The organism is Candidatus Methylobacter favarea (assembly GCF_902806695.1).
Taxonomy (GTDB): Bacteria; Pseudomonadota; Gammaproteobacteria; order Methylococcales; family Methylomonadaceae; genus Methylobacter_B; species Methylobacter_B favarea.
This window is the reverse complement of record NZ_CADCXN010000024.1, coordinates 22,764-36,012: the sequence shown is the minus strand read 5'-3', so window position 1 is coordinate 36,012 and position 13,249 is coordinate 22,764. Positions and strand designations below refer to the sequence as shown.

Genomic DNA, 13,249 nt, shown 5'->3' with positions numbered 1-13,249 from the left:
TTCTGATTATTTAAAATGTTAAATTATAAATATTTTGAATCTAAGGATTAAGTCATGGAAACAATGCGGCCTAAATTACATTTTTATAAATTAATACTCATAGTAGGAGGAATAAGTTTCCCATTCGCACTTCAAGCCGATGGACTTGCCAATCAAATTGATAATCTTTTTGGCTCAGACGGTATCCAACTTCAGATTAACACGGCAAACCCCGCCAATAATCATCAAGCTCACTTTTCAAGTGCCAGTGTGTCGACATTAGGCCTATTGACTCAGCAATTGGCTGTCAGCGCTGTTGATATTCCTGCAATTTCAACCGTACCCGGCCTCACCTATAGTTATAATCCTGCGCTCCAAGCGTTTGAACGCTCATCAGGCTCTTTGGGCTCAATTTACATAGAACGCCCATTAACGTTAGGTCAGGGCAGATTCGAAGCCGGTTTTTCTTATACTTACGTCGGTTTTGATACGCTTAACGGACAAAAGTTAAAGGGGCTTTCATTCCTGAACTTGCAGCATGGCGATTGCTGTTCCCCTGTGCCTGGTCTGGGTGATCCTGCCTTTGAAAAGGCCACGGCTGATCTGATCTTTGATAGGTTTTCACTACAATCCCATATTTTCAATTTTTCCGCCACTTACGGCATCACCGATAAATGGGATGTCAATATTTTGGTTCCAGTTATACAAACCGAATTAGATATATCAGCAAGAGCACAGATTAATGATGTTGCTTTTGCCGGAAACCCGCAAGGACTTCATAATTTTCCTAACGGAACCAAAACCACGACAAGTTCAGTAAGCGATAGTAATTTGGGCGTTGGAGATATTCAACTGCGGTCTAAGTACCATTTTCTTGCTTATAAAAAATTTAATATGGCGGGCGGCCTCAATTTGCGCCTGCCCTCAGGTAGCCAGAGTGATTTTCAAGGCGTGGGCGATACAACGGTTACTCCTTACCTTTCATTCTCTCAGGAATACGGCATCATCGATCTTCATGCAACCGCGGGCGTTGAATTCAATACCGGCAATGATCGACGCGATCGCATACGCTATGCGGGCGGCGCGACTTTTCATGTGACTCCGGAATTTGGCTTGATTACAGACTTTATAGGTACTTCTAATATACGAACCAATGAAGTTTCAGTGAGAGTTCCAGAATTTACGGGTGGTAATGCCACACCTTCATCCTATGACATTCGTACCGCAACAGTGAATAACGACACCCTCGACCTGGCGCTAGGATTCAAGTTTGTTCCTGTCAAATCCGTAGTTGGATTTTTTAACGTGTTTATCCCTCTTAATGATGCCGGGTTGCGCTCTGATCTGATTCCATCAGGTGGTGTGCAAGTGGGTTTTTAATCTGTGGTTAAGATCCATACTACGGGGTGTAATATAGTATATTGGAGCCCATATTATCTCTTTAAGCTTATATCAACATGTTATTGTTGAATTACCCTCTGCCCCATTTGATATATTAAATTACCCCGGCAAAACCGGGGATTTATTTGTGTTAGCCCATCAAAAAGTCTATTCAAGACAAGGCCTGAAGTCAATGATTCTGATTTCCATACACTGAATTGCTCATAGGTGTGTGGAGTTTTACATACACTTATAAGTAAAGAGTTTTAAAGATTTCTTTCTCTTTCTATTAAGAACAACAATTATCTATGGCTATTATTTCTAATGAGGTATCAAGAAATCCAATTATTTTTTAACAGTAAGTCTTCCATCCGAACCTTTTACTAAACCAATCACTTTACGGTCCGGATGCGTAAGGGTTTGTCCTTCAATCGTGTCAACCCTGGTAAATGACACGGTGGCTTGATTATCTTTTATGATGATATCAATGTTTTTGAAAGCGACATGAAAATTGTTATACTGATTTAAAGCTTGTTTTAGCTTGGATTCATTTCTGGCATCTATTCCTCCCATTTCAACCAATTTAGATGTATCTTTTTTCTCCCAATTAATTCTAATTTTTTCCAACCATTTTTTTACTTCCATTTCATTAATAGTATTCTTGGGCTTAGTGGTTGTTGGGTTGAAATTTTTGGCATTTTTTTCAATCTTTTTCTCTATAGCTACAGGTTTTGATAAAGGTTCTATATCAATACTCCAAAGCTGTTGAGCTTGCAAACCCTTCCTATCAGAAACATTTAAAACCACAACGTGCTTACCATCGGCTTGTGCTTTATAAGGCCACAATTTACTACTGGAGATTTTTTGCCCATCCAGAGACCAAGTGTACGTTAATTGATCATTTGAATCGCTGTCAGTCGCGTTCACAGAAAAATTGATCGTATCCCCTGTACGAAGCGCAATTTCCCTGTTGGAAGGCTTTGCCTCGACTATCCGGGGAGGGTGATTTTCAGGGGGCGCCGCAGTAATGCGCCAGCTGCGTTGAGCTTGCAAACCCTTCCTATCAGAAACATTTAAAACCACAATGTGCTTACCATCGGCTTGTGCTTTATAAGGCCACAATTTACTACTGGAGATTTTCTGCCCATCCAGAGACCAAGTGTACGTTAATTGATCATTTGAATCGCTGTCAGTCGCGTTCACAGAAAAATTGATCGTATTCCCTGTACGAAGCGCAATTTCCCTGTTGGAAGGCTTTGCCTCGACTATCCGGGGAGGGTGATTTTCAGGGGGCGCCGCAGTAATGCGCCAGCTGCGCTGGGCTTGCAAACCGGCATCATCCAGAACCCTAACTGTTACGGTAAATACACCTCCTGATGCGGGAGCGGCAAATTTCCAGAATTTATCGACGCTCACCTTTTCCCCATCAAGAAACCATATATAGGTTAAATTATCATCCAAATCCACATCGGTAGCTTGCACTGAAAAATCTAATTTATCACCTGCTTTAATCTGTTTTATATCGGAACTGGAAGGACTGGATTCAATTATCTCAGGCGGATGATTAATCTTAATTACTTTGTTGTCAATCGGAGGCGAGGTGACGGTTATCCTCCAGACTTTTTCTAACCGGCGTCCTTCCTGATCAGTAATAATTACTTTAACCTCTTTGGGAGCGGTTTCTTCTTTACTAAAAGCAGGCTTATAAGCCCATTTTTCATCTTTTGCCTGTTCTTCACCATCGAGAAACCATCTGTAATCAAGCTTATATTTTTCCTTATTCTGGACTTCAAGAGAAAAGGTCTGTGTTTGACCATCTAATATCGATAATTCTTCTTCCATGGGCAAAACTTTGCTTACAGATAATTCAGCTGGAGGATTTAAATAAACAATCATCTTCTTAAAAAAAGAAGAGCCGAAGAGCGTATAAACTCCAATGATTAAAAACAAAATAAAAAAGGTTTTGATCGACCAGTGTTTAAGAGACTGGGAATTACCTAAAAACCCGCTTTTTTTCGTAGCCGTATTAGCTTTTAATTTTTTTTCTTTTACTTGCCTTAGCTTATCTTGCTGGTGTTCAGCTTCAACTTTGGTACGTTCATAAGCCTCGTATGCTTCTTCATATATATCAATGGCTTTATTATAATCTTTGGCTTGATTGGCTTTTTCTGCTTGTATTTTTAATTTTTGTGCTTCGTTCCATGATCTTTCGGCAAAAGATCTAAAAGGTTTTACTTGCCCTTGGATTGTTAATACCCGCTGACGGCTCACCTCAAGATTTTGACGAGCTATGTGTAAGAGCGTTTCTAAAGAGAGCTGTAAAAATTTCTTGGCGGCTTTTTCATAAAACTCGGTCGCTTTTTCAAGTTTTTTTAGTGTATTCCAGTGTTGGGCTTGCTCCAGCAGTTGTAACGCTTTTGTAAATCCTTCACCGAAATATTCTGCGGTTCCCACATGCTCTGCATTACGGTACTCTTCTTCCGCTCTCCCTTTTGCAGCCAGCATTATTTGATATATGTGCTCATTCTCCGCTTCCTGCTGGGCCTGCTGATACCCCGTATGCGCTAATTCAAATGCCGATAACGCCTGTTTATATGCTTTTTGATCAACATACCTTTCTCCATTTTGGTAGGACAGGAATGCTTGTTGATAGACATTTTGCTCAGCACGCGCTCCTGCCTGTTGTGCTAGTTTTTGTGATTCCCTGGCTTGTTGCCGGGCTGCTATTACTTGCTGCTTTTTCTGCTCCAGCCCTTGTTGACTAGCTATTGCATACTGCTTAATCGCAACATCATATAGGTTCTTAGCCTGCAAAAAATCTTCATCCATAAAAACCGCATCCGCCTGCTTTTCGCTTTTAACGGCTTGTTGAAACAGGGAAGAAGACAGCTCTTGCGCATCTGCCGCAATAGCCTGTTCGAATGCTTTCCGAACATGAACTTGGATAGTCTCCGCTTCTTCTTTCTGGATCTTATGGCAAGCAAATTTAGAGGCCTCCTCGAATAGCCGGGATGCTTCATAGTAACTGTCATAAGATTGCTCGTAGCAGGAACGGTCCCATAATTCTGCGGCCTTCGATACCAGGACTTGACCATTGTCATAAATGGTATTGGCGTAGTGTTGCGCTTGATATTCATTAGCCTGCTTCTGGGCTAATATTATTTTCTGTTTAAGCTGTTGGTGTCTTTGCGCTATGGCCTGCTCGAAATATTCCTCGGCTTTTTTGTAACACTTCAAAGCGTCTTGGCAGCTGCTATTTTTTAGGCTAGTCTCCCCCTGAATCCTGGCGTCAATTGCCTTCTGGTAATTCCCCTGGCAATAATGCTCGATCTCGCAATGATCCATCACTCGTTGACTTTCTTGTAACTGAATTTGAATTAATTGGACCTGTTCGGCACACTGAGCCGTAATAGATTTTTGTTGTGCTTGAGTGTGAGCTTCCAGTGCCTGAATATAAAGCTTTAGCGCTTGCGGGTATTGCTGACGATGCCAGACTGTTTCTGCCTCTGCCGTTATGGTATCTGCTTCAGCCCAAGCCTCCTTAGCCCAAGCTCGCAGTTTATGGAGCTTGGCTTTGGTGTTTACCAGCTGTTGTTTTACTGCCTCCGCCTGTTCTCGTGCCGCTGATAATTCCGTTTCACGTTGCAGATATTCAAATGCGTTTGCTGCTCCGCCATAACATTCTGCTGCTTTTTCCGGTTTTTGTTGAGCTTCCCAATGTTGCCCCTGTTCCTTCAATTGCACCGCCTTGGCAAATTCAACACTAAAACGTTGAGCTGCTCCAACCTCTTCAGCTCTATGCCATAGTTCCTCTGCTTGCTTTTGCGCAGCTACCATAGCTTGCCGTTTCCGCTGATCTATTCCTTGATGTCGAGCAAGTGAATAATTTTCTATCGCCACACGGTATAACTCATTGGCTTGAAAAAAATCCTCAGATGAAAATGCGGCTTCCGCCTTTTGCTCGCTCAATAAAGCTTCTTTAAAAAAAGTTGGAGCTAATTCTTCCGCTTCAGCTTTAACTGCCTGCTCATAGGCTTCTTTAGCTTGCGCTTGAAAGGCCTCTGTTTCTTCCTTTTGAGATTTATGATATGCAAGTTCACGGGCATCCTCAAAAATGCGATACGCCTGGCTGAAATTCTCATAGGCCTCCTTAAAAGAGGCACTTTCTAATAATTCTTCTGCTTGTGATTGAAAATTTAAAGCGCGCCCGTATAAAGTACGGGCTTTTTCTTTGGCGTTATAATCATCCGCCTCAGCCTTGATAGCTTGTACTTGATGTTTGATATGTTTAGCTTGTTCATGCAGTCTCACCTGGAAAGCTTTCAGATATGCTTCTGAAAATAAGTTTGTCGCAGTTTCAAAAGCTTCTTGAGCGAGGGTATATTCCTCTTGGATCAAGTAATCATTAGCAGTTATCTCCTGAGCGCATCCCTCTAGGTATAACTCCTCAACTGAATGCTCTGCGTCTTCCTGAATTGCTTGTTCTTTTGTTTCTTGGCACTTTGTTCTATTAAAAAGAGCAAGACGTTTCTTCTTTTCTTGCTCCAGCCTGTGGATTTGCTCATCCAAGTCTGTAATATTATCTGCATTACTCTCACGTAGATTTTTAGGTGCATTATGATCAATATGAAGAGACCAGCACACCTCAAGATCGGTAAGAAATTCAGCCATGCACTTGTAGCGCTTATCTCGTGTTTTAGCAATTGCCTTAGTAATAAGTGCTTTAAATTCTACAGGGGTATTTGAGTCAAATATTGGCTCATTCTCTTTATCGCTTAATACCTTGGAAATTACTTGATTTTCATTAAGACCAGAGAAAAGATGCTTTCCTGTATACGCTTCATACATGATCATACCGAGCGCATAAATATCTGCACTGCCATCCAGGGTTTCATAGAGCATTTGTTCCCTAGGGCAATAACGAACCGTTCCCAGCATCATCTCGGATCTCGTCATATCTGCCTCATCTAATTCCTTGGCGATACCAAAGTCCATCAATACCGCTCGATCAGTTTTGTACTCAAGCATGATATTAGCGGGTTTGATATCGCGGTGAATGACGGGAGGATCATTATTGTGGGCAAATTGAAGAGCATTTGCCACCTGACGCGCAATCCTGAGAATTTCTTCTAAAGAAAGTACCTTTTTTTCCTGAAGATATTCACGTAATGTCCGTCCCTGGATATATTCCATTACAAAATAGTGAAAGTTAAGCTCTACATCGTGATCAATATCAATCACCCGCACAATATTAGGGTGAATAAGCTTTGCCATAACGCGCGCTTCCCGGTAAAAACGCGTTAATAGATCGGAATTTTCCATTAAATGAGAAGGCAGGACTTTCAAGGCTGATATTGCCCCCAAAGTCACATGGCGTACTTTATATACTAAACCCATGCTTCCTTTGCCTAATTGACTCTCTACCTCGTATTTACGCGAAATTAGCATTGGATGGGCCGGACTTCTATTTAGCATACGGTATTAGTCTTTTTGGTTGGGCTTACGCAAAGAAAACTTATAAATTCACCAATTCTATCTTTATCCGAGAACTAGATTCCTAAAATTATTAGATAAACATTTTTATCGTTAGTTTATATGGAACTAAGTAAATATTATGGTGTATTTATTGTTTTAACCTGGATAAAAAATATTTCCCAAAATTCTACTTTAAGGGCTAACAAACATCGTGTGTTTCCTAACCAATGCATTATGTAAACTTAAAAAACTCAACAATATTATTAGCTAGCCTATATTTATTACATTACGAAAAAACTTCCTCAGCAGAAAGCCAATGATACGCAACTAGAGCTTACTGTCGAATCAACACCAAACTATTTGATTTAAAAATAATTATTGCCCGATTTCATCGGGTATTCTATGGGTAGGCTTAAGTCATTTTCAAGAACTTCAATGTCATAGGTTGGGATGTATTAATGACACTTACGTAATTGAATAATAAGCGCTCAGTCTCACCACTCGCAGCTTTTCTAGTCCATTTAATGTTTTAATTGAATCTTAGCTAATAGCAATAATTCGTCAATACTCACTTTAGATCCATCGAGAGTTCTGCCATGGTTTTTTAGACAGACATTAGGGATCAAGCCATTGAGTTTGTCAGTATCCTTTACTCGAACACTATCGATAGGAGCCTACCTTTCTGATACGTTCAATGTATGCCAAGACCAGTCTCTGTCTTATAAGTTAAAGTATCCTAATCATTCTAAACAGTAGGATCTTTGATTCATTGCAAGAATTATAATTTTCCTCTTGATTCATATTTTTATTGAAATATTGCCGATAAGTTCCTTAATAAAGATGCCCGTTTACAAATGCAATAATAAGCTGTTTTTTGAAAAAGCTCAGCCTTTGATAGTATTGGAGTTCTATTCACTCTTACTTTCCTTCATGCTGAACATTGAAAGCGGCGGATTAAACTTAAACCCAAAGTGCTTCGGGTCTTCCCCTATTACCGCTGCTGAGAATATATAAAAAACATAATCATAAGTTTCTTTTGGTATTTGATATTGCTTGATGAACTTCCAGAAATTTCTGTCGCGAGGGTTATCGGGCATTTTCTCAATCATGTCTCTCACGCGGTTATGGCCGTAGTTATAACTCGCCATGACCAGTAAACCTGATACCTGCGCTTCGGTGCTGTAGATATGTTTCAGGTATTTAGTTCCCGCACGGGTTGCCTTGTTGAAGTCAAAACGAGCATCCAGTTCATCATATTCCCTAACGGCTGCCAATGGGCCAGATAAAAGTCCATATTCCTGGCCGGTTGTTGCCAAAAGCTGCCATGCGCCTTTCGCCACGCCGTGAGGTGTTACGGGACCAATCGCCTGAGTATCGTAATTACTCTCCTGAAGAGGCAAATAAAGGAAATACAGTGGCAGACCCTCTTTCTCCAAAGCAGAAATAATAGCGGACGCATAATTGTTTTTTTCAAGACGAGCGATGGCCTCTTCCAGCCTTGGCGAATGCTGCCAGTATCTAATATACTGTTTTACTTTCTCGACAAAACCGTCAGGTAGTTCCAGTTCGCTCTCATTAAACTCTCTGGCAACTTTAGTAATCAATTCTTCCTCGTAGCTCGCATCAGTAGGGAATCTTAACCGAAAGGATGTGGCCTCTTTCACATATTGCTGATACTTGGCTTTCATCCGCTTAAGTTTTTTCCTTTCCTGTCTCATACGTTTCCTTTCCGCCAAAATTTTTTCTTGCTCGACTTTAATCTCTTCCTGCTTTATCTTAAGCTTTTCATTTGCAGCTGCTTTTATAGTTTGTTCCAACAAATCCGCACTTTCCTCTAGCCTGATATCTGCCTGCGACAAGCTAACTTCCAGCATCTTTATGTCATAAAACATATCAATTGCCAAGGTGCGAGCATTTGATAGGGCAACCTGTTGATAAGCTACTGAACCAACTGCCAGCAAAAACAGAATACCCAATCCCCAAATAGCTTTTTTGAACCTTTTGCCCCGGCTACTGCGGTCTTCATGGATCAATGCGCGCACCATACGGGTATAGTCTCCCGCATCTTCTGCCTCTTCCTTCGTTAAAAAGCGGGCTATAATTGCCTCTCTGGAGATATCTTTCCGCACATTAACATTAAACACACCTTTTGCCGGAAGAAGTTCAATAACATCTTTTGTTAGCTTACCTGTCTCAGTACATTGTTCAGTCGGCTGGATTTTCAGAGAAATACCGGAATCGCCCATTGAAACCAATACCGGAAAATCCAGTTTCGATTTATGCTCAAGCCGGCTATTATGAATATAAATGCCATTGGCACTATTCAGGTCATAAATCCACCAATATTCATGTTCCCATTTAACCTCAAGATGGTGGCGGCTAACTTCATTATTCTGAATGACAATATCATTGTCTTGGGATCGCCCAGCCGTGAAACCATGCTTAAAAAAGAACTCATCAGTTGTCTTTCCAGACGCATCCATCACGCTGACCCTCAATCCCGTCATTAACCTGGTAGAGTCCGAATATAATTCCTTCTTTATCAAATCCAGTTCCATAAATACAGTTTTATCGTCCTGCATATTACCTCCGAACTTCACTGTAATCTTATCGTCTTTAGTTCTTGACCCAGTCCATTTTCTATCCGGCTATAACGCAATAAATAAAAAACACTCTCGTGAGGTAGTGATTGTTGCCATAGCTAACAGGGATTTAAAGTGATCAACCCTTCTGATTCATACATGTTCAACTATATAGGCTTAATAGATAGATTAGGGCATTTAGCTCTGAATTAAACATTACAAACTTAAGCACAATTAATTATTTTATTACAGTGACTTTGTCACATTAATGAATAGTAAATAAATTTTCGGTTACAATCCGACGAGCAAAGTTTATTAATTGTCACTTAAAATAAGAGTTAAATTCTGACTCACCTTATTAAGGATAAGATTTGTCGGAAAACTAACAGCCTTGATAAACCGTAGTAATAGGCTCCGGGTGAGTTTTATCCTAGGTAACAAGCATCATGGCTCATCGTTCTCGATAGTCTCAAATTAAACTTCAGAATAAGGTTATTTACGAATGTGTTGAAACCTGTGAAGAAACTCGCCGTTTTGATTGCTGATATTTGCGGAAGCACCGCGCTTTACGAAAATATTGGAGATGGTCCGGCGCGCCAACTAATTGAGAAGGGCATTGCTACAATGGTTGGAGAAATTGCTGCTTATCAGGGTTTGCTGATTAATACAATAGGAGATCAAATTTTATGTACATTCCCCCATCCTGAAGCGGCTCTGCAGGCTGCCTGTGCTATGCAGAATGCGGTAAAAAACAGCAAGTTTGAAGAGGGTCATGTGCTGCAAATCCGCATTGGCTTGCATTATGGCGATGTAATTCTGGAAAATAATGCCGCATTTGGGGATACCGTCAATGTCACTGCACGGGTCGCTGCTATAGCCAGGGCAAATCAAATCATGACAACCAAGGCTGTATTTGCTGCGCTGCCACCGGACTTAAAAGAAAAAACCCATCAATTCATGAGCGCCGATCTTAAAGGTAAGCTAAACCCCTACGATATTTTCCTTGTAGTCTGGGAACAGGATGACCTATTGACAACCTGTTTCAACATTCCGGCACCACGTAGGACACAAGTAAATAAAGATGAGCTGGCCTTATTTTATTGTGGACAGTTTGTCAGGGTCAACAATGAACGCAAGATGGTGACAATGGGGCGGGGCGATAACTGCGATATTATTGTTCATAATAACTATGCCTCACGTCAACACGTCCACTGCGAATGGCGTTTCGGCAAATTTTTTATTGTAGATCATAGTATCAACGGAACTTATATTCGTTTCAGTGATAACACTGTAATAAGCCTCATCCGTCAGGAAATGATCTTACAGGGTTCAGGCGCCATTAGCCTGGGACATGATAACTTCGATATTTCCACCGAACTTGTTGAATTTCTGATTAATCCCAGCGCTTAGAAGGTTGAATTTCAATTAATTTTAACGGAATCTCCCGACATACTCCTATTACCTCTTATAAAGAATGGCTTTAAAATCGCGTCGAAATTGCTTGAGCGAGATATGTAGAGTTTTTGCCTTTGCAGGATCGTACAGTTCGATTTTGGAATCGTTGAGGTTCAGCACGGCAAAGCCGTGCCAGCCAGTCACGCCGGTCGCCTCGTCCCTGGAAGCTGCAATTGTAGGCGTCTTGCCGGCATTCGCCAAAGCCTTGCTAATTTTCCCAGGATCGGTAGTGTCGTCAACACTAAAGGCATCCGGCTCTGAACCGACGAGCACTTTAAAAACCTTGTTTGCAGAAAGTTCCTCCTTGTCGAGATTATCGTAGCTATCTCCCTCCATGACTGCGTAGGCTTTTTCAATTACGCATGGCCAGAGCGAATCGGTTGGCGACTTCATATAGAGCAAAGACCAATTGCGATCAGCGTCGTCAGTGTAAAGCACATCACTTACATCAATTGATTTCTCTCCCAAAGTGACAGTGAAGTAACGTTTCGAGATAATCTTGTTACCTTTCGGCGGGCTGTCGAGAAAACCCGCAACCCCAGAGAGATCCGTTGTAGTGGGTATAAGGTGTTCAGCAATCATGCTTTCAATGCGCTTGCGGCCAATGGGAGTGTGCGCCAACGCAGCCAGAATCGATGCGATGGGGCAGTTGGCAAGACTGCCCTGCTTGATATCCTTTATAGCCGGGCCCCCTTTGCCGTAGAGATCGAAGGTAATCTCGTGAGCATTCCTGGTCGAGTTATCATGCGCCGGGGTCGGCATCTTCAGTACCTTTAACGCCTTCACTTGAGAGATGCCGCCGGGCGCCGCGAATATCCCGCCAGCGAATCCCAGCGCTCCTGGAGGCCGTGCGTAAGTTGACTGAGGCGTAACACCGACAGGCCCCGGAATCCGAAAACGATCATCCATTCGAAATGTCATACTGACCTCTATAGTTCTAAAATGTCATGAAAGCCATTGCTGTTGCCTTTTACCCATAGCACGGGTTTCAAATAGCGGTTGTTCAGGCCGGATCAGCGCCAACTCCAAAGCAGCGGCTTGACGTTGCCGTTGCTTACCTGTTTTTAATAAGTTCCGACATTGGGATTCACTTACCGGCTTTCCTGACAGATAACGAACACCGGGCTTAAAATTTTGTTGATGTTGTTTCCACCAACGCTCTATCAGGGTTGGATTCGGGCACGGCAAATCGTCGTCCTGATCCATGGCTACTTCTTCATCTTCCGGGTTTTCCGTTGGTCCGGCGGCAAAGTCTTCGGGAAACTCACCTTCCAAATCTTCATAGGCGATATCGGCGCCGCTGATAAAACTGAAAGATTCTCCCGCAGCCCTGGCTAATTCCGGCAATTCCATCTGTTTGATTAACCAGGGGATATAGCTTGGATCACCCGCGATACCTGCGCCTGTAACAGCTTCACGGGTTCTGTCCCCACTTTGTACAAGCGTTTTTAACAATTCTTTGGCCTGTTGAAGATCAAGTACGCGAAGAGCCAATTGCATTGCTTTAAGCGAAAAATCCGAGCCCTCAATAATTTTGTTCTGTAACGAAGTTAGCGCTCTGCCACGATCGCCCAATAGCACAGCTGCCCAGGCCGCCCAAAACCCGACCGCAATATCCGGGTTATTAAGCTGTTCCAATAAGGCGGATTTCAGGTCGCTCCGTCCCAGCTCACCCGCAGTCCGCAGCGCTCTGGCTCTCAATTGCGGATTATCATCCTGAACGGCTTGATCAAGATATTTCCCCGGGTCAACCCGGTGAATGGCGCATGCGGTAATGCCTGCCTGCCGCCATAAGGGATTTGCTGAAATCAACAAGCCGCTGACTTTACCCTGTAAAGATTTTGGCTCTACCCAGCCAAACGCCGAAACAAGACCAGTTAAAGTCTCCGGAGTTTCTTCAACGGCCTGATAAACTGTGTTGATTCGATCGATATCATTTCCTTCCAATGCCAGAAGGCCTGCGGCAAATACCTCTCCTGGCTCTTTGCGTTCCAGATTATGACAACATGCCTGCCAGCCATAATCCCCGGCAATTCTCAAGCCATCAATATGCGCTTCGACACGATTATCCAGTTTAGCCAAGTCTTTCAAATTATAATGCGGAGCATGAACAGCATGGCTCCTTAAATGCCAAAGAAACGCCGCTTCTTCAGCATGTTGATCAACGATATGAGGGATAACGGAATGGGTTAGGTCCATGGTATCAGCGCTTAATTTAATAAGAAATAATCATAATTTATTCGACTCCGAAAGTTTCCCAAGTAGAATCCAGACGTCGATATAAACGGCCGCCTTCGGGACATTTTATGCGCCGCTTCATATAGCATCAGTATGGCGTCAAGATATTCTATCGCCGCTCCAACACCTTAGCAGTGAAA

6 protein-coding genes are annotated in these 13,249 nt (G+C 42.4%); 2 read left to right on the top strand and 4 right to left on the bottom strand.

The genetic code is table 11. The annotated features are described in order from the left end of the window. The first annotated feature begins 54 nt into the window (after positions 1 to 54). Complete coding sequence (locus HUX64_RS02415; RefSeq protein ID WP_174624650.1) at positions 55 to 1,359, top strand: transporter family protein; 1,305 nt, start codon at positions 55 to 57, stop codon at positions 1,357 to 1,359. A gap of 345 nt (positions 1,360 to 1,704) precedes the next feature. Here the strand turns inward: HUX64_RS02415 and HUX64_RS02410 are convergent, their stop codons facing one another. Both HUX64_RS02410 and HUX64_RS02405 read right to left on the bottom strand, forming a co-directional pair. Further along, a complete protein-coding gene (locus HUX64_RS02410; protein WP_281355244.1) occupies positions 1,705 to 6,807 on the bottom strand; it encodes a serine/threonine protein kinase in 5,103 nt (1,700 codons plus the stop codon). Between the two features lie 935 nt (positions 6,808 to 7,742). After that, positions 7,743 to 9,416 (bottom strand): FHA domain-containing protein, encoded by a 1,674-nt coding sequence (locus HUX64_RS02405; protein WP_174624648.1) that lies wholly within the window; start codon positions 9,414 to 9,416, stop codon positions 7,743 to 7,745. Positions 9,417 to 9,932: 516 nt separating this feature from the next. Here HUX64_RS02405 and HUX64_RS02400 point away from each other — a divergent pair. Beyond that, the gene (locus HUX64_RS02400) at positions 9,933 to 10,826 is read left to right on the top strand and encodes an adenylate/guanylate cyclase domain-containing protein (protein ID WP_174624647.1); all 894 of its coding nucleotides are present in this window, start codon (positions 9,933 to 9,935) and stop codon (positions 10,824 to 10,826) included. Between the two features lie 48 nt (positions 10,827 to 10,874). Here HUX64_RS02400 and HUX64_RS02395 read toward each other — a convergent pair whose 3' ends face one another. Both HUX64_RS02395 and HUX64_RS02390 read right to left on the bottom strand, forming a co-directional pair. Beyond that, positions 10,875 to 11,780 (bottom strand): C2 family cysteine protease, encoded by a 906-nt coding sequence (locus HUX64_RS02395; RefSeq protein ID WP_174624646.1) that lies wholly within the window; start codon positions 11,778 to 11,780, stop codon positions 10,875 to 10,877. A gap of 36 nt (positions 11,781 to 11,816) precedes the next feature. Further along, the gene (locus tag HUX64_RS02390) at positions 11,817 to 13,070 is read right to left on the bottom strand and encodes a TIGR02270 family protein (protein ID WP_174624645.1); all 1,254 of its coding nucleotides are present in this window, start codon (positions 13,068 to 13,070) and stop codon (positions 11,817 to 11,819) included. Positions 13,071 to 13,249: the final 179 nt, after the last annotated feature.